Origin of the sequence: Pseudomonas sp. GM48 (genome assembly GCF_000282335.1) — a bacterium.
Lineage (GTDB): Bacteria > Pseudomonadota > Gammaproteobacteria > Pseudomonadales > Pseudomonadaceae > Aquipseudomonas.
Genome location: NZ_AKJM01000034.1, coordinates 13,391 through 38,141, shown reverse-complemented (window position 1 = coordinate 38,141; position 24,751 = coordinate 13,391). Strand labels below are relative to the sequence as shown.

Annotated in this window: 23 protein-coding genes and 1 tRNA gene; 10 read left to right on the top strand and 14 right to left on the bottom strand. The window is 57.5% G+C overall.

The genetic code is table 11. The features are described 5' to 3' along the window. Positions 1 to 20 precede the first annotated feature (20 nt). The 4 genes from PMI28_RS24755 to trmJ all read right to left on the bottom strand — a co-directional run bounded on the left by PMI28_RS24755 (position 21) and on the right by trmJ (position 3,564). A complete protein-coding gene (locus PMI28_RS24755) occupies positions 21 to 1,235 on the bottom strand; it encodes an IscS subfamily cysteine desulfurase (RefSeq protein WP_007982743.1) in 1,215 nt (404 codons plus the stop codon). Positions 1,236 to 1,285: 50 nt separating this feature from the next. Next, a complete protein-coding gene (gene iscR, locus PMI28_RS24760) occupies positions 1,286 to 1,777 on the bottom strand; it encodes a Fe-S cluster assembly transcriptional regulator IscR (RefSeq protein ID WP_007982741.1) in 492 nt (163 codons plus the stop codon). Positions 1,778 to 2,014: 237 nt separating this feature from the next. Beyond that, positions 2,015 to 2,791 (bottom strand): serine O-acetyltransferase, encoded by a 777-nt coding sequence (gene cysE / locus PMI28_RS24765; protein WP_007982740.1) that lies wholly within the window; start codon positions 2,789 to 2,791, stop codon positions 2,015 to 2,017. Positions 2,792 to 2,793: 2 nt separating this feature from the next. Continuing rightward, positions 2,794 to 3,564 carry a tRNA (cytosine(32)/uridine(32)-2'-O)-methyltransferase TrmJ gene (gene trmJ / locus PMI28_RS24770; protein WP_007982738.1) on the bottom strand — a complete coding sequence of 257 codons (771 nt, stop codon included), beginning with the start codon at positions 3,562 to 3,564 and terminating at the stop codon, positions 2,794 to 2,796. Between the two features lie 146 nt (positions 3,565 to 3,710). Between trmJ and suhB the strand changes: the two genes are divergently transcribed. After that, complete coding sequence (suhB, locus tag PMI28_RS24775) at positions 3,711 to 4,529, top strand: type III secretion system regulator SuhB (RefSeq protein WP_007982736.1); 819 nt, start codon at positions 3,711 to 3,713, stop codon at positions 4,527 to 4,529. A gap of 252 nt (positions 4,530 to 4,781) precedes the next feature. On the opposite strand, the gene PMI28_RS24780 is transcribed toward suhB, so the two are convergent. The 6 genes from PMI28_RS24780 to queA all read right to left on the bottom strand — a co-directional run bounded on the left by PMI28_RS24780 (position 4,782) and on the right by queA (position 10,870). After that, positions 4,782 to 5,333 carry a glycine zipper 2TM domain-containing protein gene (locus tag PMI28_RS24780; protein ID WP_007982734.1) on the bottom strand — a complete coding sequence of 184 codons (552 nt, stop codon included), beginning with the start codon at positions 5,331 to 5,333 and terminating at the stop codon, positions 4,782 to 4,784. Positions 5,334 to 5,454: 121 nt separating this feature from the next. Further along, on the bottom strand, positions 5,455 to 6,369 hold the full coding sequence (gene secF, locus PMI28_RS24785) for a protein translocase subunit SecF (protein WP_007982733.1): 915 nt from the start codon (positions 6,367 to 6,369) through the stop codon (positions 5,455 to 5,457). A 9-nt stretch (positions 6,370 to 6,378) separates the two neighbouring features. Next, positions 6,379 to 8,247, bottom strand: a complete 1,869-nt coding sequence (secD, locus tag PMI28_RS24790) for a protein translocase subunit SecD (RefSeq protein ID WP_007982731.1) — start codon at positions 8,245 to 8,247, stop codon at positions 6,379 to 6,381. Positions 8,248 to 8,311: 64 nt separating this feature from the next. Continuing rightward, on the bottom strand, positions 8,312 to 8,647 hold the full coding sequence (gene yajC / locus PMI28_RS24795) for a preprotein translocase subunit YajC (RefSeq protein WP_007982729.1): 336 nt from the start codon (positions 8,645 to 8,647) through the stop codon (positions 8,312 to 8,314). A gap of 43 nt (positions 8,648 to 8,690) precedes the next feature. Next, positions 8,691 to 9,806, bottom strand: a complete 1,116-nt coding sequence (tgt, locus tag PMI28_RS24800) for a tRNA guanosine(34) transglycosylase Tgt (protein WP_162130405.1) — start codon at positions 9,804 to 9,806, stop codon at positions 8,691 to 8,693. A gap of 14 nt (positions 9,807 to 9,820) precedes the next feature. Beyond that, positions 9,821 to 10,870, bottom strand: a complete 1,050-nt coding sequence (gene queA / locus PMI28_RS24805) for a tRNA preQ1(34) S-adenosylmethionine ribosyltransferase-isomerase QueA (RefSeq protein WP_007982725.1) — start codon at positions 10,868 to 10,870, stop codon at positions 9,821 to 9,823. Positions 10,871 to 10,977: 107 nt separating this feature from the next. Between queA and PMI28_RS24810 the strand changes: the two genes are divergently transcribed. The 4 genes from PMI28_RS24810 (at position 10,978) to PMI28_RS24825 (ending at position 13,821) form a co-directional block, all read left to right on the top strand. Next, positions 10,978 to 11,062 (top strand) — tRNA-Leu (locus PMI28_RS24810). Positions 11,063 to 11,224: 162 nt separating this feature from the next. Beyond that, on the top strand, positions 11,225 to 11,554 hold the full coding sequence (locus tag PMI28_RS24815; protein WP_007982723.1) for a hypothetical protein: 330 nt from the start codon (positions 11,225 to 11,227) through the stop codon (positions 11,552 to 11,554). Positions 11,555 to 11,744: 190 nt separating this feature from the next. Continuing rightward, a complete protein-coding gene (locus PMI28_RS24820) occupies positions 11,745 to 13,370 on the top strand; it encodes an SIR2 family protein (RefSeq protein ID WP_157395750.1) in 1,626 nt (541 codons plus the stop codon). Next, complete coding sequence (locus PMI28_RS24825) at positions 13,360 to 13,821, top strand: nucleoside 2-deoxyribosyltransferase (RefSeq protein WP_007982719.1); 462 nt, start codon at positions 13,360 to 13,362, stop codon at positions 13,819 to 13,821. The genes PMI28_RS24820 and PMI28_RS24825 overlap by 11 nt, the downstream gene beginning before the upstream one ends. Before the next feature lie 160 nt (positions 13,822 to 13,981). On the opposite strand, the gene PMI28_RS24830 is transcribed toward PMI28_RS24825, so the two are convergent. After that, a complete protein-coding gene (locus PMI28_RS24830) occupies positions 13,982 to 14,479 on the bottom strand; it encodes a DUF4411 family protein (protein WP_007982717.1) in 498 nt (165 codons plus the stop codon). Continuing rightward, complete coding sequence (locus PMI28_RS24835) at positions 14,476 to 15,612, bottom strand: XRE family transcriptional regulator (protein WP_007982715.1); 1,137 nt, start codon at positions 15,610 to 15,612, stop codon at positions 14,476 to 14,478. Before PMI28_RS24835 ends, PMI28_RS24830 begins: the two co-directional genes overlap by 4 nt. A 692-nt stretch (positions 15,613 to 16,304) precedes the next feature. Here PMI28_RS24835 and PMI28_RS24840 point away from each other — a divergent pair. The 5 genes from PMI28_RS24840 (at position 16,305) to PMI28_RS24860 (ending at position 22,333) form a co-directional block, all read left to right on the top strand. Further along, a complete protein-coding gene (locus tag PMI28_RS24840) occupies positions 16,305 to 16,616 on the top strand; it encodes a DUF3077 domain-containing protein (protein WP_007982713.1) in 312 nt (103 codons plus the stop codon). Positions 16,617 to 17,209: 593 nt separating this feature from the next. Beyond that, a complete protein-coding gene (locus PMI28_RS24845) occupies positions 17,210 to 17,686 on the top strand; it encodes a formate dehydrogenase subunit gamma (protein ID WP_007982711.1) in 477 nt (158 codons plus the stop codon). Continuing rightward, positions 17,686 to 19,245 (top strand): formate dehydrogenase beta subunit, encoded by a 1,560-nt coding sequence (locus PMI28_RS24850; protein ID WP_007982710.1) that lies wholly within the window; start codon positions 17,686 to 17,688, stop codon positions 19,243 to 19,245. The genes PMI28_RS24845 and PMI28_RS24850 overlap by 1 nt, the downstream gene beginning before the upstream one ends. Continuing rightward, on the top strand, positions 19,242 to 22,115 hold the full coding sequence (fdhF, locus tag PMI28_RS24855) for a formate dehydrogenase subunit alpha (protein WP_007982708.1): 2,874 nt from the start codon (positions 19,242 to 19,244) through the stop codon (positions 22,113 to 22,115). The genes PMI28_RS24850 and fdhF overlap by 4 nt, the downstream gene beginning before the upstream one ends. Then, positions 22,112 to 22,333: a formate dehydrogenase subunit delta gene (locus tag PMI28_RS24860; protein WP_007982706.1), complete on the top strand. Its 222-nt coding sequence runs from the start codon at positions 22,112 to 22,114 to the stop codon at positions 22,331 to 22,333. Before fdhF ends, PMI28_RS24860 begins: the two co-directional genes overlap by 4 nt. Before the next feature lie 136 nt (positions 22,334 to 22,469). On the opposite strand, the gene PMI28_RS24865 is transcribed toward PMI28_RS24860, so the two are convergent. Continuing rightward, positions 22,470 to 22,814: a potassium channel family protein gene (locus PMI28_RS24865; protein ID WP_007982703.1), complete on the bottom strand. Its 345-nt coding sequence runs from the start codon at positions 22,812 to 22,814 to the stop codon at positions 22,470 to 22,472. A 285-nt stretch (positions 22,815 to 23,099) separates the two neighbouring features. Next, positions 23,100 to 24,743, bottom strand: a complete 1,644-nt coding sequence (locus PMI28_RS24870) for a fatty acid--CoA ligase (RefSeq protein ID WP_007982701.1) — start codon at positions 24,741 to 24,743, stop codon at positions 23,100 to 23,102. Positions 24,744 to 24,751 lie beyond the last annotated feature (8 nt).

Sequence of the window (24,751 nt, the reverse complement as noted above, 5' to 3'; positions counted from 1 at the left end):
GTATCCGGCGGCTTCTATAGTTAGTGTGCCGCCCACTCGATCTTCGAGATATCGACACCGTCTTTGTACATGTCCCACAGCGGCGACAGAGCTCGCAGCTTGATAACGGCCTCGCAGACTTTCTGCGCGGCGTAGTCGATTTCTTCTTCGGTGGTGAAGCGGCCGAAGGTGAAACGGATCGAACTGTGGGCCAGTTCGTCATTGCGGCCCAGGGCACGCAGTACGTACGAAGGCTCAAGCGATGCCGAGGTGCAGGCCGAACCGGACGAAACCGCCAGATCCTTGAGCGCCATGATCAGCGACTCGCCTTCAACGTAGTTGAAGCTCAGGTTCAGGTTGTGCGGAACGCGGGCGCTCATGCTGCCATTGACGTACAGCTCTTCCAGGTGCTCGACCTGCTTGAAGAAACGGTCGCTCAGGGCCTTGATGCGCACGTTCTCGGCAGCCATGTCTTCCTTGGCTACACGGAAAGCTTCGCCCATGCCGACGATCTGGTGGGTCGCCAGGGTACCGGAACGCATGCCACGCTCGTGACCGCCACCGTGCATGGTCGCTTCGATACGTACGCGCGGCTTGCGGCTCACGTACAGGGCGCCGATGCCTTTAGGACCGTAGGTTTTGTGGGCAGAGAACGACATCATGTCGACTTTCAGCTTCGACAGGTCGATATCGACCTTGCCGGTGGACTGAGCAGCGTCGACGTGGAACAGGATGCCCCTGGAGCGGGTCAGTTCGCCGATGGCTGCGATGTCGTTGATGGTGCCGATTTCGTTGTTCACGTGCATGACCGAAACCAGGATGGTGTCATCACGCAGTTCTGCTTCGATCATTTCAGGCGTCACCAGGCCATCGGTGCGAGGCTCGATGTAGGTGACTTCAAAACCTTCACGCTCCAGTTGGCGCATGGTGTCGAGGACAGCCTTGTGCTCAATCTTGGTGGTGATCAGGTGTTTGCCTTTGGTGGCATAGAAATGCGCCGCACCCTTGATTGCCAAGTTGTCGGATTCGGTGGCACCGGAGGTCCAGACGATTTCACGCGGATCGGCGTTGACCAGGTCGGCGACCTGACGGCGAGCGTTTTCAACGGACTCTTCAGCTTTCCAGCCGAACACGTGGGAACGGGACGCCGGGTTACCGAAGTTTCCGTCGACCAGCAGGCATTCACTCATTTTTTGCGCGACACGCGGATCAACCGGGGTGGTCGCAGAGTAATCAAGGTAAATCGGCAATTTCATGGACTATCTCCTAAATCGGGCTGGCTGGCGTGCCGCTAGCTCTTTGGCTGTCATTCGACGGCGGACGCTTCAATCTTGTCCAGGCGTGGCACCTTGCTGTTGCAACGGCGCTGGTCCTGACGCTGGGCTACTTCTTGCACCTCACGGCGAGTCACAAGATCAGCCAAGCTGATACCGCTCAGAAATTCGTGAATCTGCAGGCTCAGGTCGCACCACAAGTGGTGAGTCAGGCAAGTGTCGCCGGAATGGCAATCACCCTGCCCCTGGCATTTGGTTGCATCGACCGATTCGTTCACCGCATCGATCACCTGGGCGACCTGGATGCCCTGCATGTCGCGGGACAATTGGTAGCCGCCGCCCGGACCACGCACACTGGACACCAGGTTGCTGCGGCGCAGCTTGGCGAAAAGCTGTTCGAGGTAGGACAGGGAGATGCCTTGGCGCTCGGAGATATCGGCCAGGGACACGGGCCCGTGCTGCGCGTGCAACGCCAGGTCAAGCATGGCGGTCACGGCGTATCGGCCTTTTGTAGTCAGTCGCATGGACAATTACCACGGAGTTCGGAATGAGGCGAGTATGCAATTCCCGAGTATTTAAGTCAACTATAAGACCTAGTACTTTAGTCAGGTTTACCCGCAAAAGAGCGGCCGCATCATAACAAAGGCTGGGCGTGTATCACCAGCAAATGCGCGTTATCGTTCTTCGCGAGCAAGCCCGCTCCCACAGGGACGATGAACATCCTGTGGGAGCGGGCTTGCTCGCGAAGAGGTCGACGCGGTCTAGCTAGCCTGACTCTGATCCTTGTCCTTCACACAGGCGAAGTCTTCTTCGCGCAGTTCAGGCAGATCTTTCGCACAGTAATTACTGCCCAGATCCTTCAACGCACCACACATCCCCTCCAGACGCCCATCGACTGCCTGCAGGTGGTCGAGCAACTGGTTAATGGCGCGAGCGACCGGGTCAGGCATATCTTCAGTCACGCCGTAGGCATCAAAACCAATCTTCTCGGCCATGGCCTTGCGCTTGGCATCCTGCTCTTCGTCGGATTTGACGATGATCCGCCCCGGAATCCCGACCACGGTCGCGCCGGGAGGCACTTCCTTGGTCACGACAGCATTGGAACCCACCTTGGCACCGGCACCGACAGTGAACGGCCCGAGCACCTTGGCGCCCGCCCCGACCACTACGCCATCACCCAAGGTCGGATGCCGCTTGCCCTTGTTCCAGCTGGTGCCGCCCAGGGTCACGCCCTGATAAATAGTGACGTCATCGCCGATCTCGGCGGTTTCACCGATGACGATGCCCATGCCATGGTCAATAAAGAAGCGACGCCCCACTTTGGCCCCCGGATGAATCTCGATCCCGGTCAACCAGCGGCCGAAGTTCGACACCAGCCGCGCCAGCCATTTCAGGTCCGCCCGCCATAGCATCGCCGACAAGCGGTGTATCCAGATGGCGTGCATGCCCGGGTAGCAAGTCAGGACTTCAAAAGCGTTACGCGCCGCCGGGTCTCGGTGGAATACGCTCTGGATATCTTCACGCAAACGCTCGAACATCATTAATCCTTCCGCTTTAGTAGCTCACCACGGGCCGCTTTTTGGGTTTCCGTGAGGATGCCACGCAAAATATTCATTTCCGCCCGGCTGACCGAGCTGCGTCCGTACAACCGGCGCAGGCGCGCCATCAAGTGCCGTGGCTTTTCCGGATCGAGGAATTCGATGGCCACCAGGGTTTGCTCCAGGTGCTCATAGAATCGCTCCAGTTCATCCATGGTCGCCAGCTCAGCGCTTTTGACCGAAGCCACTTCTTCCTTCTCAACCTTGCTCGGCTGGCCTTGGGCAGCCAGCCAGGACATGCGCACTTCATAACTCAACACTTGCACCGCCGCCCCAAGATTCAGCGAGCTGAACTCAGGGTCTGATGGGATGTGCACGTGGTAATGACATCGCTGCAGCTCTTCATTGGTCAGGCCGGAATCTTCACGCCCGAACACCAGGGCGATTTCCGCGCCCTGCCCGGCCTCCTCCACCACTTTCGCTCCGCATTCGCGGGGATCGAGCAGCGGCCAGGGAATGCGCCGGTCGCGGGCGCTGGTGCCGAGCACCAGGTTGCAACCGACCAACGCATCTTCCAAGGTGGCGACGACTTGCGCGTTTTCAAGGATGTCCCCGGCACCCGAAGCACGGGCGTCGGCTTCGTGGTGCGGGAACTGACGAGGCTCGACCAGCACCAGCCGCGACAGGCCCATGTTCTTCATGGCACGCGCAGCCCCGCCGATATTGCCCGGATGGCTGGTATTGACCAGGACGACACGAATGTTTTGCAGCAAGGGAGGCGCTCTCGAACACAATAATCGGGAGCAGAATCTTACAGCTACACCTACCGTTAAGCTATGAAAGCGAACGTCGTCCTTCTCCTGTAGAAACTTTCTGATAGAATGCCCGGCTTTCTTTAACAACCTTAGGTGACACATCCATGCAGCCCATGCTGAATATCGCGCTGCGCGCCGCCCGCAGCGCCAGTGAATTGATCTTCCGCTCCATCGAGCGCCTGGATACCATCAAGGTCGACGAAAAAGACGCCAAGGATTACGTATCCGAGGTGGATCGCGCCGCTGAACAGAAAATCATCGACGCCCTGCGCAAGGCCTACCCGAATCACTCCATCATGGGTGAAGAGACCGGCATGCACGCCGGCACCGGCATCGAAGGCGAAGAGTACCTGTGGATCATCGATCCGCTGGACGGCACCACCAACTTCCTGCGCGGCATTCCTCACTTCGCTGTCAGCATCGCCTGCAAATACCGCGGTCGCCTGGAACACGCCGTTGTTCTGGACCCGGTTCGCCAGGAAGAATTCACCGCCAGCCGTGGTCGCGGCGCTCAACTGAACGGTCGTCGCCTGCGCGTCAGCGGTCGTACCAGCCTGGACGGCGCCCTGCTGGGTACCGGCTTCCCGTTCCGTGACGACCAGATGGACAACCTCGACAACTACCTGGGCATGTTCCGCGCTCTGGTTGGCCAGACTGCCGGCATCCGCCGTGCAGGTTCCGCGAGCTTGGACCTGGCCTACGTGGCTGCCGGTCGTTTCGACGCGTTCTGGGAGTCGGGCCTGTCCGAGTGGGACATGGCTGCAGGCGCCCTGCTGATCCAGGAAGCCGGCGGTTTGGTGAGCGACTTCACCGGCGGTCACGACTTCCTTGAAAAAGGCCACGTCGTTGCCGGCAACACCAAATGCTTCAAGGCAGTCCTGACGGCCATCCAGCCGCACCTGCCGGCCTCGCTGAAACGCTAAGCTTCCAGCGACAGAAAAGCACCCTTCGGGGTGCTTTTTTTATGCCTGAAATCCAGCCCCAATAACACCACAGCACCAATGTGGGAGCGGGCTTGCTCGCGAAGGCGGCGTGTCAGCCAGCATTAATAGTGACTGATACACCGCCTTCGCGAGCAAGCCCGCTCCCACAGGGGGGATTGGTGGTGATGCAGAAATTGTGGGCACAAAAAAAGCACCCCGCAGGGTGCTTCTTTTTTATCCAGCTTCAGCAGATTACTGCCCCTGCTGATTCTCCGACAAGATCAACTTGCCCTCTTTATCCACAGGAATCTGATTGCCTGGATCGCGATCCATGCGCACCTTGCCTTCCTTGCCGTCCAGCGAATAACGCACGTCGTAACCTACAACCTTGTCACTGATGTCGTTAACAGTGTTACAGCGGGTCTGGGTCGTGGTGTAGGTATCACGCTCTTGCATGCCTTCCTGCACCTTGTTGCCGGCATAACCACCACCGACAGCACCCGCGACCGTGGCGATCTTCTTACCAGTGCCGCCACCGATCTGGTTACCCAGCAAACCACCTGCCAACGCACCGACCACCGTACCGGCGATCTGATGTTGATCTTTCACCGGCGCCTGCCGGGTGACCGTTACATCCTTGCATACTTCACGTGGAGTCTTGATTTGTGTCTTGACCGGCTCAACGGCTAAAACCTGAGCAAACTCAGGGCCGCTTTTTTTAACCAGGCTGTAGGTGGCCACAGCACCCCCGGCAGTCACACCGACAGCACCCAGTACCGCACCAACCAGCATCGACTTGTTCACATGAACCTCCTGGACCATCACATGCGGAACTTGTCCGCGCTTCTCCCAGCCTTGGAGCACAAAAAAAGGCGCGAGTTCAACTCGCGCCTTTTTTGGACTACACCACCCTAGGAAATTTCCCTCAAGGACGGTCGTCGACTTCCTTCTCGGTATTGGCAGGAGGAATCAGGTCTTCCGTGCTCAGGTTCAGCCAGATCAGCACCACGTTAGCGATGTAGATCGACGAGTAAGTACCCGCCAGAACACCGATGAACAGGGCAATGGAGAAGCCGAACAGGTTGTCGCCGCCGAAGAACAGCAGGGCCGCGATCGCCAGCAAGGTGGAGATCGAAGTCGCCATGGTCCGCAGCAGGGTTTGCGTGGTCGAGATGTTGATGTTCTCGATCAGGGTGGCCTTGCGCAGTACACGGAAGTTCTCACGAACCCGGTCGAATACCACGATGGTGTCGTTGAGCGAGTAACCGATGATCGCCAGTACCGCCGCCAGCACCGTCAGGTCGAAGGTGATCTGGAAGAACGACAGGATACCGATGGTCACGATCACGTCGTGGATCAAGGATACGATCGCGCCGACCGCAAACTTCCACTGAAAGCGGAAAGCCAGGTAGATCAGGATGCCGCCCAGCGCCATCAGCATGCCGAGGCCGCCCTGGTCGCGCAGTTCTTCACCCACCTGCGGGCCGACGAACTCGACACGCTTGACCGTCGCCGGGTTCTCGCCGCCGACCTTCTGTAAGGCTTCGGCTACCTGGTGACCCAGTTGCGGATCTTCGCCAGGCATACGCACCAGCAGGTCGGTGGTTGCACCGAAGTTCTGCACGATGGCTTCGTGATAACCCGCGGTCACCAGTTGCTCACGCACCTTGGTAACGTCGGCCGGACGCTCATAGGTCAGCTCGATGAGCGTACCGCCGGTGAAGTCCAGGCCCCAGTTCATGCCCTTGTGGAAGACACTGAACATTGCCAGCGCGGTAAGGAACAATGTGACGCCGAACGCAAAGTTGCGAACGCCCATGAAGTTGATTGTACGTAACATGGCAGCCCCTTAAATCCACAACTTCTTGAAGTCACGACCGCCGAAGATCAGGTTGACCATCGCGCGGGTCACCATGATGGCCGTGAACATCGAGGTAAAGATCCCGAGGGACATGGTCACTGCGAAGCCCTTGACCGGGCCGGTGCCCATGGCAAAGAGGATGCCGCCGACCAGCAAGGTGGTCAGGTTGGCGTCGAGAATCGCGGTGAATGCCCGGCCGAAGCCTTCGTTGATTGCGCGCTGCACGGTCATGCCGGCGGCGATCTCTTCACGAATCCGCGAGAAGATCAGCACGTTGGCGTCGACCGCCATACCCATGGTCAACACGATACCGGCGATGCCCGGCAGGGTCAGCGTTGCACCCAGCAGCGACATCAGCGCCAGCAGCATCACCATGTTTACCGCCAGAGCGACGGTGGCGATGAGGCCGAAGAAGCGGTAGATGGCCATGATGAACAGCGAGACGAACAGCATGCCCCACAGCGATGCATCGATACCTTTAGTGATGTTGTCCGCACCCAGGCTTGGACCAATGGTGCGTTCTTCAGCAAAGTACATCGGTGCAGCCAGACCACCGGCACGCAGCAACAGCGCCAGCTCGGACGACTCGCCCTGGCCGTTCAGGCCGGTGATACGGAACTGCGCACCCAGCGGCGACTGGATGGTCGCCAGGCTGATGATTTTCTTCTCTTCTTTAAACGACTGAACCGCTACGTCTTTCTCGACACCGTTAACCACTTGCTTGGTGTAAGTGGTCACCGGACGCTGCTCGATGAAGATCACCGCCATGCTGCGACCAACGTTCGAACGGGTCGCACGGCTCATCAGCTCACCGCCGTGACCGTCCAGACGGATGTTCACTTCCGGCGTGCCGTGCTCGCCGAAGCCAGCCTTGGCGTCAGTCACCTGGTCACCGGTGATGATCAGGCCACGCTCGATCAGCGCAGGAGGACGCTTACCCTCACGGAATTCAAAGGATTCGGAAGTGGCTTTCGAAGCACCCGGCTCAGCAGCCAGACGGAACTCAAGGTTCGCCGTCTTGCCGAGAATACGCTTGGCTTCTGCGGTGTCCTGCACGCCCGGCAGCTCAACCACGATGCGGTTGGCGCCCTGACGCTGGACGATCGGTTCGGCAACACCCAGCTCGTTGACGCGGTTACGTACCGTGGTCAAGTTCTGCTTGATGGAGTATTCGCGGATTTCCGCCAGCTTGGCCGGGGTCATCGCCAGACGCAGCACCGGTTGACCATTGAGGTCGGCCGGAACAATGTCGAAATCGTTGAAGTTCTTGCGAACCAGTACACGGGCCTGTTCGCGGGTTGCTTCATCGGAGAAGCCCAGCTGAATGGCACCATTGAGTTGCGGCAGGCTGCGATAGCGCAGCTTTTCTTTACGCAGCAGGCTCTTTACATCGCCTTCGTAGACTTTCAGGCGTGCGTCGAGGGCTTTGTCCATGTCCACTTCCAGCAGGAAGTGCACACCACCGGACAAGTCCAGACCCAGCTTCATCGGGTGCGCAGCGAGGTTGCGCAGCCATTGCGGGGTGGTTTGTGCCAGGTTCAATGCAACGACGTAGTCATCACCCAACGCCTTGCGTACAACGTCCTTGGCCGGCAGCTGATCTTCAGCCTTGGTCAGGCGAATCAGCCCGCCCTTGCCGCTGGCAGACAGGGTAGCTGCCTTGACGTTGATCCCGGATTCCTTGAGCGCAGCGCTCACACGATCCAGATCAGCCTGATTGACCTGCAGCGCAGTGCTTGCACCGCTGACCTGAATGGCCGGGTCATCAGGATAAAGATTGGGAGCGGAATAAATCAGACCGACCGCCAGCACCGCCAGGATCAGAATGTATTTCCACAGAGGATATTTGTTCAGCATCACGCCGCCCGTTTATGACGCGGGGCGCCTTGCGCGCCCCGTCGATTGAAGATGAAGTTGAAACTTAGATCGCTTTGAGCGTGCCTTTTGGCAGCGTTGCAGCGATGGCACCTTTCTGGAATTTCATTTCGACGGTGTCGGAAACTTCCAGAACGACGAAATCGTCGGCCACTTTAGTGATCTTGCCGGCGATACCGCCGGTAGTCACAACTTCGTCGCCCTTTTGCAGGCTGCTCAGCAGGTTTTTCTGCTCTTTGGCGCGCTTGGCCTGTGGACGCCAGATCATCAGGTAGAAGATGACCAGGAAGCCGACCAGGAAAATCCACTCAAAACCGCCACCCATTGGGCCGGCAGCAGGTGCAGCGGCGTCAGCCATGGCATTAGAGATAAAAAAGCTCATTTAGCACTCCAGTTGCAAATGTTGAATCTTGGGGTCAGAAAACTCAGTCCAAAGGCGGAACAGGCAACCCGCGTTTGGCGTAGAAGGCATCGACAAAGGCGGCCAATGTACCCTGTTGAATAGCCTCGCGCAAACCAGCCATAAGCACTTGATAATGGCGCAAGTTATGGATGGTATTGAGCATGCTTCCCAGCATTTCGCCGCACTTGTCCAGGTGATGCAGATAAGCGCGGGAGAAGTTCTGGCAGGTATAGCAATCGCAGGTCGGATCGAGCGGCGAATCATCATGGCGATGGAACGCGTTACGGATCTTCAGCACGCCGGTATCAATGAACAGATGCCCGTTGCGGGCATTACGGGTTGGCATCACGCAATCGAACATGTCCACACCGCGGCGCACACCCTCAACCAAGTCTTCCGGTTTGCCAACGCCCATAAGGTAACGAGGTTTGTCAGCCGGCATCTGGCCCGGCAGGTAATCCAGCACCTTGATCATCTCGTGCTTGGGCTCGCCCACCGACAGGCCGCCGATGGCCAGACCGTCGAAGCCGATCTTGTCCAGGCCTTCCAACGAACGCATGCGCAGGTCCTGGTGCATGCCGCCCTGAACGATACCGAACAGCGCCGCCGTGTTGTCGCCGTGAGCGTTTTTCGAGCGCTGGGCCCAACGCAGGGACAACTCCATGGACACGCGAGCGACGTCTTCGTCGGCCGGGTACGGCGTGCATTCGTCGAAAATCATCACGATGTCGGAGCCCAGATCACGCTGGACCTGCATCGACTCTTCCGGGCCCATGAACACCTTGGCGCCGTCGACCGGGGAGGCGAAGGTCACGCCCTCCTCCTTGATCTTGCGCATGGCGCCCAGGCTGAACACCTGGAAACCGCCGGAGTCAGTCAAAATCGGGCCTTTCCACTGCATGAAATCGTGCAGGTCGCCGTGCTTCTTGATCACTTCCGTGCCCGGGCGCAGCCACAGGTGGAAGGTGTTGCCCAGAATGATTTCAGCGCCAGTCGCCTCGATATCCCGTGGCAGCATGCCCTTAACCGTGCCGTAGGTGCCCACCGGCATGAAGGCCGGGGTCTCGACGGTACCGCGCGGGAAGGTCAAACGACCGCGACGAGCCTTGCCATCAGTGGCCAGCAGCTCGAAAGACATACGACAGGTGCGACTCATACTGTTTCCTCTGGGCCGCTTGGAGCGGGATTACGGGTGATGAACATCGCATCACCGTAGCTGAAAAAGCGGTAACCGTTGTCGACCGCGGCTTTGTAGGCAGCCATGGTTTCCGGATAACCGGCAAACGCCGAAACCAGCATCAACAGCGTGGATTCAGGCAAATGGAAGTTGGTGACCAGGGCATCGACCACATGAAACGGCCGGCCCGGGTAGATGAAAATGTCGGTATCACCGCTGAACGGTTTAAGCACACCATCGCGGGCGGCGCTTTCCAGGGAACGCACGCTGGTGGTCCCCACCGCCACCACGCGACCACCGCGAGCGCGACAGGCGGCAACCGCATCCACCACGTCCTGGCCGACTTCCAGCCACTCACTGTGCATGTGGTGATCTTCGATCTTCTCGACCCGCACCGGCTGGAACGTACCCGCGCCAACGTGCAAGGTCACGAACGCCGTCTCGACGCCCTTGGCGGCAATCGCCTCCATCAGCACCTGATCGAAATGCAGCCCCGCCGTCGGCGCCGCCACCGCGCCCAAACGCTCGGCGTAGACAGTCTGGTAACGCTCGCGGTCGGCGCCTTCATCCGGGCGGTCTATATAAGGAGGCAACGGCATGTGCCCGACACGGTCGAGCAGCGGCAACACCTCTTCAGCAAACCCCAGCTCGAACAACGCATCATGACGCGCCAGCATCTCAGCCTCGCCACCGCCGTCGATCAGGATCTTCGACCCAGGCTTGGGCGACTTGCTGGAACGCACATGGGCCAGCACGCGATGACTGTCCAGCACCCGCTCCACCAGGATTTCCAGCTTGCCGCCGGAAGCCTTCTGGCCAAACAGCCGCGCCGGAATCACCCGGGTATTGTTGAACACCATCAAATCGCCGGGGCGCAAATGCTCCAGCAAATCAGTGAATTGACGGTGTGCCAGGGCGCCGCTGACCCCATCAAGGGTCAACAGGCGACTATTGCGACGCTCGGCCAAAGGATGGCGGGCGATCAGCGAATCGGGGAGCTCGAAAGTAAAGTCAGCAACGCGCATGATGGGGTTCGTCTAGCAGGGCCGGGAAGTCTAGCGGAATTATCAAAAATTCTCCATGTACCTGATTGACCAGCGGTTATCTCATCTCTATACTTCGCCGCCATTGAGCCCTGATGGCGGAATTGGTAGACGCGGCGGATTCAAAATCCGTTTTCGAAAGGAGTGGGAGTTCGAGTCTCCCTCGGGGCACCAAAATTAAGAAAGGTCTTGCTTAGCAAGGCCTTTTTTTTCGCCCATCAAAAAGTGATCCACCCCGCCGTTCTCTGTAGCAGCTGCCGAAGGCTGCGATCGTTTTTGACCTTGTCCGGCCTTCTCCGTCGTGCGCCGACGGAACATTTCACAAGGATTCCCCCCATGGAATTGCACCTGGAAACCGTCGCCCTCTTCTCCCTCAAACTGGCTTATGAATCGGAAGGCCAGAGCCCGATTTTGCGGGATGATTTGGTGATGGGTGATTACCAGCGGGATGTGTTTGAGCTGCTGGTGCGGCGGGGGGATGTTGAGGGGATTCAGGTGAAGGTGGGTGAGTGTGTGGGCTTGGCGCTGGAGGCCATTGGGGGTGTTGATACAGTTATGGGCCGTGAGTTGCATCGGCTGGCAGCTGATTTTCACACTGAGCAGGCAATTGAGGAGCTTGACGCCCCGTTAATCGCCCTCAGGAATTACTTAAAAGACATTTTGTGAATTAACGGACAAACGTAAACCGAGACTCCCTCCTAAGTGCAAATTCGGGTCGGCAAGCTCGGAAAAAGCGAAAAACTCCGCCCCCTCCACCAATTTCTATTAGAAAAACGTTGACTAGCCTCACGACATCCCATTTTGATAGCCCCTTTGCTATCATCAAAAAACCATGATGGGGACGAAGAAAATTCAAATGTCGAAAATACAATCAGAAAACGTCAAAGCAGCATGGAAATACATCTGCCAACTCCGTTCACAGACCAAAAAGAACAGGGCCAGCTTAATATTGGGAGCGGGAATTAGTAGAGATTTACACTTACCACTCTGGGATAAATTGCTTGAAGCAATAAAAAATGAAATTACAACAAAAATCCCAGAAGCAGCTGCGGTAACCGAGCAACCAGGAAAGGCAGCCTTAATTCTATTTGAAATGTTTTCGTCATATCGAAAACTAGAAATCGCCCAACATCCCGAATACAACAATACATATTTGATAGAAAAAAAAGTCCTCTCCGACTGGCGCGAGTTAATTCATAAATTTCTCTACGCCAATACGACAGAGCTTGAAAGACGAAAACTTATTGAACAACACCCATATTTTCGAGAAATGATAGAGTTTATCAAAAATTCGGAAATCACAGTCAATTACAACTTCGACGACTTTGTTGAGTTCGGGCTATCTCAGCCGGACTGGAACCCCTCTCATCATGAGCGCCCTTATCAAACCATTTGGTCCCACCAATCTCAATTCACCAAAAACAAGTCCGTCATTTACCATCCAAATGGATTCTTACCTTTTGACAGCAAAAAATTTCAAAGCGAAAATTTAGTTTTCTCTGACGGCTCTTTTGCAGATCAATTACTAGAAGGGCTTACCGGAAACCTTTCCACTCTTCTGCATGTACTTACAAAAAAAACCAGCATTTTAATCGGCCACTCGCTTACCGACTCGACTTTACTTCACTTATTACGCAAAGCAACAACCATAAGCCCCGGAAACTACAACTACTTCATTCGCTTTACTGCTCCCGGCGAACACATCGCAAACAAAAACTCTATATTTGAAGCAAATTTTAACAACTACAACCTTATTACATTATTCCTAAACAGTTCCGAAATAAAGGAATTCCTTTCCGCGATAACCCTCGAAGAGCGTGACTTCATTGAAATCTCTGAAAACCTTGGTCTCCCGACTAAGTATATCTATTATTTAGTGGGATCCATTGGAATCGGAAAATCTACCGCGCTTAGTCAGTTCGGCAGCCTAACTACGCTAGATGAATGGTTTGACGAAAGGCCTTCAGACATGGCCCTTTCCCCACAAGAACTTTCCACGCATACAACGATCACTATTGATGACTGGACCAATCAACAGTTCGGAAAGAAAAACAATTATTTGAGAAGCAAGCCCGTTGGCGTATTTTTGGTTGACCGCTCGCCTCTAGACCCACTCTCATTTGTTGTAAAAGTTGATGAGAAAGAGCGTGCACGATCTATGATCTCGAATGGTATCAGCCCCGGACAATCGCGAAGAAAAGTAGAACAGGGGGAAATAATACACATGCTTGGAGACCCCAAAGAAATCTGGTCAAGACTAATAACAAAACGAAAAGAATATAGCTGGCCAGTGACAAAAGTAGAGGAATTACAAGAAAAAAGCAAACAACTGTATGCCTCTCTTAACCCTAAATTCATCTATTCCACGCAACGAAAAGAGCTTGACGTAATAAGAGATGTTGCCAAAATAATATTTTCACAATCATACGAACCTGCCGACCTTGACGCTAAATTAGGTGAGATAGCAGCAAATGACCAGTAAAAAGCGCGTATACCTCGCAGCACCACTTTTTAATGAAATGGAGCTTAGCTATAACAAATCGTTGGCAAACAAGCTTAGCCAGTATTTCGATGTTTTCCTCCCACAGGAGGACGGCTTGCTATTGCGAGACTTGATCAGGTCCGGACTTGCATACGAAAAAGCAGAGAGAATGGTATTTGATGCAGACATACAAGCCATGCAAGAGTCAGACATTTTAATTGCAATTCTAAATGGAGGCCACATTGACGAAGGGGTTGCTTTTGAACTTGGCTTTTCTTATGCCACAGGAAAACGATGCATTGGATTTAAAACTGATATACGTCAGGCCTTGCCTTCAGGCAACAACCCCATGATCAACCAGAGTTGTGAAAAAATATTTGACTCAGAGGATACCCTTTTCAAATGGATAATTAAGCACTATAACCCTGCACCAACAAGACCGATCAAATAAGACCACGCCCCCAATACCATCTAAACACTATTAAAAATACAACCAACACTTCATCTCATCAAAATATTAGCGAAACAGAGACCCAAAAAAATGGGCTGTTTTATATCCATTCACTCTGCTAAAAATTTCAAGCCCAAACAATTTGAGAAAGTCACTTGCTTCAAGCAGGCAACACAAATCTTGCTTCAAGCCTATGCAACAACTCAAACGTATTCAAAAAAGGAACATTAAGTTCCTGACAAATATTGGGAATGATGAATTTTCGTTTAGCGTCGCGATTCAGCACTTCATGAGTAACGACTGTAGCCCCTGTAGTCATCGCTTTCGCAATTAACCAAGGGTCAGCACCCGCTAAGAACTCCTCCATAGCACCTATTTTCATCTTAGGTGCTTGGCCAGCCACAAGCCCCCCAACTTGCGCGAACGCCAGTTGCGTATCCTGATCGGTGGTGGAGTGAAAAAAACCAGAATTGTCCTTCGCCCAACCCGCCAGATCGTCATGGCCTTTTGTTAGCTCATCCATCACAGGTGCAATGCTGGCTAAAGCGAATTCTTTATTTTTAAGTAATAACCATTGCCAAAATCCAGGACAGATCGCCATCCCGTAGTAGCGGTTTTTCGCTTCGATCAGCGTGTTAGCGTCGAGTAGGTGATTCATTCCGTGATCTTGCTGGCGAGAGTCCTTAATTTGGAAGGTTGCACACCGAGCAAGTGTCCCGCCTCGCGCAGCAGCATCCGGCCACTCATTGCTTCAGTCAGCACTGCCTTGCTTAGGCGGGGGCTGTTTTTCGCGGTGGCGTTGCGGTAATAGTCACCCGCTCCACCTTTTTCATCCTGGAAAGCTTTGAGAGTCATTCGATAGTAAGCGCTGTAATGAGCTTGGCTTATATATCCAAGATCCAATGCGCGGCGACCGATGGCTAATTTACTGATGTGAAACCTAGTGGCCAGCGGAGCTAAATTGTCTTCCCAGTTAACATCTACGTTCCACATGGCGCGGAATTGGGCTTCGGGGGCCAGAAATTCGCCTGCAACGGCATTACAGAATCGTTCTTCGTCTCGACCGTCAGCGGTGTTTCCGTCAGACACTCCACTGCTGCCAATCCAGATATGGGCTAGTTCGTGAAGTAAAGTGAAGAGCCGGGCGGTGGGTGCATCGGAACTATTGACGAATACAACGGGAGCGTAGGCGTTACTGATGGCGAAACCCCGAAACTCGCTGACTTCAAGTTTGCGATGGGTATTTCCTAGCGCAATGCCACTGCGCATCACCAAAATGCCGGCCGCTTCTGCAGCCTCGATCAAGGCCCGGCTGTATTTGTCGTAATCCAATCCAGCAGCGTCAGGGTCCACGCCGAGGACCCGGCGGATATCGTCCACCACCTCTGCGACTGGAGATCGGCTACTGAAGCGACCGACAAATGCCAGCGGCTGATGCTCGTGCTGTTGCAAATACTCCAGATACCAATCCTGCTTGCGTATGGAGTCTCTGACGGTGTCCAGCAGTTCCAGACTGGGACGTTGAGGCGCGATCCCACCGACGGTCCGCAGATCAGGCAAAGGCAATTGTTCGACGGGCGGCTGCTGTAGAAACAGGAATCCGAAAGGGATGTGAGCAACACTCGCCCACTTTTGAGCCTGAAGGAATGTTGGTTTGGTCTCGCCAGCCTCCCATTCCTGTACTCGATCAGGTTTCACTGGCAGCTTTTTAGCAACCTGCTCAGTGGAGAGACCTGCGCGCTCCCGAGACCAGGTGAGCAGGCTTGGATTGACTAAAGCTGCTTGGCTCATAGGATCGCAGGCAAATCAGATGTGGCAGGCAACCGTTCGAGGGCATGCTTGGCGGATGCACTCGATTGACGCTGGTTCCAGCTATCTGGCATTGCCTTTCTCCTTAGCTGTTTGAGGTCTGGTGGCAGCGACTATAGATTAGTCGATAAGCAGAGCCGCCAACGGTAGGAGCGCGCGATTATGAGGTAAATCCGCAACGACCCGAAGCGCAAATATGTAACCCGCGGACAGATGGCATTGCCCTTTTCCAGAGCGCCGCCGCGCCGTCATCACGCGGATATCCCAAAGACTGACCACATAATCACCCAGCGCTCTCGAAGGTTGCAGCAAAACGATCTGCGCGATACCCTCCCACCGTCGCTGCCAATTCAGCGACCGGGTGTGGAAACCCGCGTAATTCAAGGCGCAACAGCGCCCCCATCACGTCTGCCGGCGCTTTTTTTATGCCTGCGGCGTGAGTTATGGCGGCTGTGCGTGGGACGTCTTCGGGCGTGCCGGTTTCCTTGATTCCCGGTTTTCCACCCTGCGCACAGCTGTCACCCATTCGTGTGGAAACGAACGTGGCAGCTCCTCATATCAAGGAGTTGGATAATGCGCAGTATCAATCCGTTTGAAATTTGGCTTTTCTCTCTATGCGATTCCCAATCGCGTAACGCCCTCCCCCATTGCCTCTCCATCCTCGGAGGTGGCCAATGACTGAACAACCTGAACTCAAAACCATAGGCCTGACGCCCGCCATTTACTGTGCGGATCAAGCGCTGTTTCATGTCACTCGTGATGTTCCCCTCGGGGATGCGTTGGCGATGGCTTCTGATTTTCTGTTTTTGGCCAAGGCGCTGAGTAAGGATGCGGCTTATGCCAGGGATACGGATTATCACGCCTGGGCTGCGCATTATCTGACTTCGATGAGTAAGGCGTTGGTGGATGATGCGGTGAAGGTGCTTACTCGGGATCGGGATAATGAGTTGGCGTCTAAGCGGACAGGGGCTAAGGCTGAAGTTTAGTGGTTGAGGCCTATGGGGTGTGGGTGGCTTGCTAGGGTGGCAGCTGATTCAGCTTTTGTGTTGGCTGGGCTGGCGCTTTCGCGGGCAAGCCCGCTCCCACAGGGATTGCGGTGCACCTTCGGCATTGATGGTGATTGGGCTGGCGCTATCGCGAGCAGGCTCGCTCCTACAGGGGTTGTGCGTTGGGGCCGCAGCGGCATACGTCAATGCATCTGCTTCATAGTATTGGCCACGGTTCTGACGCTTCTTCTCACCGGTATTGCTTGCTATACATCAAGCATCGACAGGCCCTCAGGGCATTAGGCTAGTGTGTGAACGCCCCGTGCACCACTCATCTAGACTTAATGGATAGTCGTAGGCAGAACCGAGCACGTCGCTTTGGTGCGGTTCGATCAATAGCGGCGTGGCAAGCTGCCCTTTATGCCCAGTAGAGGTGCGGCGAAGACCGTGCCGGGCACAACAAGATGCCCGCTCAGGGTGCCCTGGCCAACGGCCAAATTGCCACGATACCGTGACGTGGTGTGAGTGCCGCAGCCGACACTTTCGGACGACCGACAGCCATCTGGTTTGTCCGTGACCGTGAGGATTGCTGAATGCCTGATGAGATGTTGCACCTGCCTGTGGTCAACAGTTTGCTGGAGCGCCATAAGGGCTCTGCGGGTGCGCTGTTGCCTATTCTTCATGATATTCAGGAGCGCATTGGGTACATCCCCGATGTCGCCGTCCCCGAGATTGCCCATGCCCTGAACCTGAGCCAGGCCGAGGTTCGTGGGGTGATCAGTTTTTACCATGACTTCCGTACTGCGCCGCCCGCGCGGCATATCCTGCGTCTGTGCCGGGCTGAGTCGTGCAAGAGTCGCGGTGCCGAGCAGTTGGCTGCGCAGTTGCGTGAACGCCTGCAACTGGATGATCACGGCAGTAGTGCCGATGGCAGCATCAGTTTGCGGCCGGTGTATTGCCTCGGTGCCTGTGCCTGTTCGCCGGCTCTGGAGCTGGATGGTCGGGTGCATGCGCGGCTCAGCGCCGAGCGTCTGGATGCATTGCTCGACGCTTGTCGGGAGGACGCGTGATGCCGACTCTTTATCTGCCCTGTGATTCGCTGGCTCGTGCCGTAGGTGCCGACGAGGTCTCGACGGCCCTGATCACTCAAGCCAAGGAACGCAATCTGCCGCTGGAACTGCAGCGCACCAGTTCACGCGGCCTGTATTGGCTGGAACCTCTACTGGAAATGGACACCCCGCAAGGTCGTATTGGCTTCGGCCCGTTGACTGCTGCCGATGTGCTGTCCGTGCTTGATGCCTTGGAAGGCGAACCGTCCGCCCACCCGCTGGCCTTGGGTCTGGTGGAAGAATTGCCTTATCTGAAGACTCAACAACGCCTGCTGTTCGCCCGCGCCGGCATCACCCGGCCGCTGTCGCTGGACGATTACCGAGCCCATGGCGGTTTCGAAGGTTTAACAAGGGCCATCGCCCTTGGCGGCGAGCAAACCGCGACAGCGGTGTTCGATTCAGGCCTGCGTGGCCGTGGCGGCGCGGCGTTCCCGGCCGGGATCAAATGGCGCACGGTGCGCGCTACCGAAGCTGCGCAAAAGTACATTGTGTGCAACGCCGACGAAGGCGACTCCGGCACCTTTGCTGACCGCATGTTGATGGAAGGCGACCCCTTCCTGCTGATCGAAGGCATGGCGATTGCCGGCATTACCGTCGGCGCCACCTTCGGCTACATCTATGTGCGCTCGGAATATCCAGATGCCGTGGCCACGCTGCGTGCAGCGTTGAACATCGCCCGAGATGCCGGTTACCTGGGCGCCAATGTTGGCGGCAGCGGTCAGGCTTTCGATATGGAAGTACGCGTCGGTGCCGGCGCGTACATCTGCGGTGAAGAAACCGCGCTGCTGGACTCGCTCGAAGGCAAGCGCGGGATCGTCCGCGCCAAGCCACCGATTCCGGCGTTGAAGGGGCTGTTCGGTCAGCCGACGCTGGTGCACAACGTACTGACTCTGGCCTCGGTGCCGCTGATTCTGGCCAAGGGCGCGCAGTTCTATCGCGATTACGGCATGGGCCGTTCCCTGGGCACCATGCCCTTCCAGCTGGCGGGCAATGTTCGTCAGGGCGGGCTGGTGGAACGGGCCTTTGGCCTGACCCTGCGGGAACTGGTGGAAGACTACGGCGGAGGGACCGCCAGTGGCCGGCCGCTGAAGGCGGCGCAGGTAGGTGGCCCGCTCGGTGCCTGGGTGCCGCCTTCGCAATTCGACACGCCGCTGGATTACGAGGCCTTCGCCGCCACTGGCGCGATGCTCGGTCACGGTGGTGTGGTGGTGGCTGACGACACATTGGACATGGCCCACATGGCGCGCTTCGCGATGGAGTTCTGCGCCGAGGAATCCTGTGGCAAATGCACGCCGTGCCGCATCGGCTCGACCCGTGGCGTTGAGGTAATCGACCGCCTGCTGGCCGCGCCTGACCAGAACGGTCGCGATGAGCAGGTGATCATCCTCAAGGACCTGTGCGACACCCTGCAATACGGTTCGCTGTGCGCGTTGGGCGGCATGGTTTCCTTTCCGGTCGCCAGCGCCCTCAAGCACTTCCCCGCCGACTTCGGCTTGCAGCCCTCGGAGGCCGAGCAATGATCACTCTCTTCGACCCGAAAACCGACATCGATCTGGGCACTCCGGCCCGCGACAGCCTGGTGCAAGTCACCCTGAACATCGACGGCCGCAGCATCAGCGTGCCCGAAGGCACTTCGGTGATGCGCGCCGCTGCGCTGCTGGGCACCACCATTCCCAAACTCTGTGCCACCGACAGCCTGGAAGCCTTCGGCTCCTGCCGCATGTGCCTGGTGGAGATCGATGGCATGCGCGGCTACCCGGCGTCCTGCACCACGCCAGTCACTGAAGGCATGACCGTGCACACGCAGACGCCGAAGCTCGCCACCCTGCGGCGCAACGTCATGGAGCTGTACATTTCCGATCACCCGCTGGACTGCCTGACCTGCTCGGCCAACGGCAACTGCGAGCTGCAAACCGTCGCCGGCCAAGTCGGCCTGCGGGAGGTGCGCTACGGCTATGAAGGCGACAACCATCTGGCCGATGTGAAGGACACGTCCAACCCCTACTTCGACTACGACCCGAGCAAGTGCATCGTCTGTAACCGCTGCGTGCGCGCCTGCGAAGAAACCCAGGGCACCTTTGCCCTGACCATTACCGGGCGCGGTTTCGAATCCCGCGTGGCCGCCGCCGGTGGCGAGAATTTCCTCGAATCGGAATGCGTGTCCTGCGGCGCCTGTGTGCAAGCCTGCCCGACTGCGACCTTGATGGAAAAAAGCGTGGTCGAACTGGGTCAACCGGAACGCAGCGTGATCACCACTTGCGCCTATTGCGGCGTGGGCTGCTCGTTCCGTGCCGAGATGAAAGGCGACCAACTGGTGCGCATGGTTCCGGACAAGAACGGTCAGGCCAACCACGGCCACTCCTGCGTCAAGGGGCGCTTTGCCTGGGGCTACGCCACCCACCCGGATCGCATCACCAAACCGATGATCCGCAAGCACATCAACGACCCGTGGCAGGAAGTCAGCTGGGATGAAGCGGTGACCTACGCCGCCAGCGAGTTCCGTCGGTTGCAGCAGAAATACGGCCGCGACTCCATCGGTGGCATTACCTCCAGCCGCTGCACCAACGAAGAAACCTATCTGGTGCAAAAACTGGTGCGTGCGGCCTTCGGCAACAACAACGTCGACACCTGTGCGCGGGTCTGCCACTCGCCGACCGGCTATGGCCTGAAACAAACCTTGGGCGAGTCCGCCGGCACCCAGAGTTTCGATTCGGTGATGCAGGCCGACGTGATTCTGGTGATGGGCGCCAACCCCAGCGACGCCCACCCGGTGTTCGCCTCCCAGCTCAAACGCCGCCTGCGTGAAGGTGCGCGGCTGATCGTCATCGACCCGCGTCGCATTGATCTGGTGGACACGGTGCATGCCCGCGCCGAACTGCACCTGGCCCTGCGCCCGGGCACCAACGTCGCCATGCTCAACGCATTGGCCCACGTTATCGTCACCGAAGGCTTGCTCAACCAGGCCTTTATCGACGCCCGCTGCGAGGGCAGCGATTTCGCCCGTTGGAGCGAATTCGTCAGCCGTGCGGAAAACTCGCCGGAAGCCCTTGGCCCTGTCTGCGGCGTCGCCGCTGCCGACATCCGTGCTGCCGCTCGTCTGTATGCCACCGGCGGCAACGCGGCGATCTACTACGGCCTGGGCGTCACCGAGCACAGCCAGGGCAGCACCGCGGTCATGGGCATCGCCAACCTGGCCATGGTCACTGGCAACATCGGCCGCGAAGGCGTGGGCGTGAACCCGTTGCGCGGGCAGAACAACGTGCAGGGCTCCTGCGACATGGGTTCCTTCCCCCACGAATTGCCCGGTTACCGGCACATTTCCAACGAAGTGGTGCGGGCGCAGTTCGAACAGGCATGGAACGTCACCCTGCAACCTGATCCGGGTCTGCGCATCCCCAACATGTTCGAGTCGGCCCTGGCCGGCAGTTTCAAAGGCCTGTATTGCCAGGGCGAGGACATCGCCCAAAGCGATCCGAATACCCAGCACGTCACCGCCGCTTTGTCGGCGATGGAGTGCGTGGTGGTGCAGGATATTTTCCTCAACGAAACCGCCAAGTTCGCCCATGTGTTCCTGCCGGGCAGTTCGTTCCTGGAAAAAGACGGCACCTTCACCAATGCCGAGCGGCGCATCTCCCGGGTGCGCAAGGTCATGGAGCCGCTGGGCGGCAAGGCCGACTGGGAAGGCACCGTGGCCCTGGCCAACGCCCTGGGTTATCCGATGAACTACAAACATCCATCGGAAATCATGGACGAAATCGCCAGCCTGACGCCGACCTTCACCAACGTCAGCTACGCCGAACTGGACCGCCACGGCAGCCTGCAATGGCCGTGCAACGCCGAGGCACCGGACGGCACGCCGACCATGCACATCGAGCAATTCGTGCGCGGCAAGGGGCGCTTCATGCTCACTGGTTATGTGCCCACCGAGGAGAAGGTCAACAGTCGCTATCCGCTGCTGCTGACCACCGGGCGCATCCTCAGCCAGTACAACGTCGGCGCCCAGACCCGGCGTACCGACAACGTCGCCTGGCACGACGAAGACCGCTTGGAAATCCACCCGAGCGACGCCGAGAGCCGTGGTATCAACGAAGGTGACTGGGTCGGCATCGGCAGCCGCGCCGGCCAGACCGTACTGCGTGCGCGGGTCACCGAACGAGTGGCCCCGGGCGTGGTGTACACCACTTTCCACTTCCCGGAATCGGGGGCCAACGTGATCACCACCGACAACTCCGACTGGGCCACCAACTGTCCGGAGTACAAGGTCACCGCTGTGGAAGTCAGCCGCGTCTATCACCCTTCCGAGTGGCAAAAACGCTATCAGGAATTCAGTGACGAACAGCATCGTCTACTCAAAGAACGCCGTCAGGCGAAAGCGGAGGTACGCCGATGAGCACTGAAAACCTGATCAAGATGGCCAACCAGATCGCCCAGTACTTCACCAGTGAACCGGACCAGCAACTGGCCGTGCTCGGCGTGCGTAATCATCTGCAGATGTACTGGACGCCCGGCATGCGCAAGGAGTTGCTGGCCTGGCAGACCGAGCATCTGGGGGCGGATTTGCACCCGCTGGCGCAGGCGGCGGTGAGTGGGGCGGGCTGGGAGGCTTAGCCTGAAGGATCCCGGATGAATAACTGTGGGAGCGGGCTTGCTCGCGAAGGCGTCAGTCCAGGCGACATTGATGTTGAATGTGCTGGGCCCTTCGCGAGCAAGCCCGCTCCCACAGGAGGGTGAGTGTTGGTTGCCCCTATTCCTTGCCCTTCGCTGCCGCCGTCACCGTCACTTCAATCGCCCGGACACTGATCGCCGCAAACGTCGCCGTCATCAGCACCCCATTGAAACCCAGCAAGATCGCCAACACTCGCGAGACGCCGAGCTTGGGCACCAGTTCTCCGTAGCCAATGGTCAGGCCGGTCACGAAGGCGAAGTAGACGCCGTCATACGGGCTCCACCCTTCGAGGTGGGCGATGATGAGGCCGAACGCAATGATCACTAGCAGCAGTATCGAGAAGATCGGCCACACCACTTTGAAGTAGAACCAGACGGCCTTGTAGAACTCGTGGCGGACGCTTGATGCACGGGTGAGGTTCATGTCGTGGGCTTCCTGGGGTTTGACTGATGCACGGCGGTTCAACACCCCGTTCAGCTTGGCACAAGCGCTGAAAACTGCGACCAACGAGGTGTTATCTCTGGCCAGGACTATGACAAAGATGACGCCCCACAAACTTTCCAGAAACCGCCCGCTGTTGGATTCCTGTAGGAGCGAGCTCGCTCGCGATGGTCGTCAACGATAACGCGTGTTTCCTGGTTAAACGCGGCGCTCTCTAGTCCATCGCGAGCAAGCTCGCTCCTACAACAACAGTGCCAGGTTTATCCCTCAGTTCGCTTCGCTTTCCCGGATCAGTTTCTTGTTGATCTTGCCGACGCTGGTCTTGGGGATTTCGGCGACGAACTTGAACTGCTTGGGGATCGCCCATTTGTTGATGCGGCCGCCGTCGACGAAGGCTTGCAGGTGCGTCTCCAGAATCTTGCGATCCAGGTATTGGCCCGGCTCGCTGACGACCATGGCCATGGGGCGTTCGCCCCACTGTTCATCGACAATGCCCACAACAGCGACGGACATGACGGCCGGGTATTCACTGATCAGGCTTTCCAGTTCCAGGGAGCTGATCCACTCGCCGCCGGTCTTGATCACGTCCTTGATCCGGTCCTTGATTTCCACGCCGCCCAGTTTGTCGATCGAGGCCATGTCGCCGGTGTGCAGCCAGCCGTTGAGCCACAACTCCGCGCCTTTGTCCGGGGCTTTGAGATAGCCCTGGGTCAGCCACGGCGCGCGCACCACGATCTCGCCAAGGGACTCGCCGTCATGGGCCACGTCATTGCCGTCGGCGTCGATGATTTTCAGGTCGACCAACGGCACCGGCGTGCCGGTCTTGATACGGGTCGGCAGTTGCGCTTCGGCGGATAGCTGAAGGTCTTCGTCACGCAGATAGGTCAGGCACAGCAACGGGCAGGTTTCCGACATGCCGTAGCCGGCGTGCACCACCATGCCTTTGGCGCTGGCTTCACTGGCGATGCCAAGCGTCAGTGCGCTGCCGCCGAGGAGCATTTTCCATCCATCGAAACGGGTCGCCTTGCCTTCCTCGCAGTTGAGGATCATCTGCAGGATGGTCGGCACGCAGTGGGAGAAGGTCACCTTCTCTTCGCGGTACAGCTTGACCAGGCTGTTGGGCTCGTAGCGGCCCGGATACACCTGCTTGATGCCCATCAGGGTCGCGACATAAGGCACGCCCCACGCATGCACGTGGAACATCGGCGTGATTGGCATGTACACATCGTCGGAGCGCAGCAGCGGCTGGCCCTGATAGACGCCCAGGGTGCCGACGGCATTCAGGGTGTGCAGCACCAGTTGCCGATGGCTGAAGTACACGCCTTTCGGGTCACCGGTGGTGCCGGTGGTGTAGAACAGCGTGGCGACCGAGTTCTCGTCGAAATCGGGGAAGTCGTATTGGTCCGGGGCCAGGGACAGCAACTGCTCGTACTCACCGAGCACCGGCAGTGACGTCTTGGTCGCCTCGTCATCGGTGAGCTGCAGGTAGCCTTTTACGGTTTCCAGCCGTCCGTGGATCTGCTCGACCAGGGGCAGGAAGTCGTCATGCACCAGCACCAGGTCATCCTCGGCGTGGTTCATGGTGAACAGCACCTGCTCCGGTGACAGGCGAATGTTCACCGTGTGCAGCACCGCGCCGATCATCGGCACGGCGAAGAAGCATTCCAGGTAGCGGTGGCTGTCCCAGTCGAGCAGGGCCACGGTGTCACCGGCCTTGACCCCGGCCGCCGTCAGCGCATTGGCCAGGCGGCGAATGCGCTGGTTCAGCGTCTGGTAGCTGTAGCGCAGTTTGTCGGCGTAGACGATTTCCCGGCCCGGCTCATAACGCACGCCAGACAGCAGCAATTGCTTGATCAGCAAGGGATAGGCATAAGCGCCGTCGGCGGGCGGGATTATTTTTGTATTCAGCATGGTTGGAG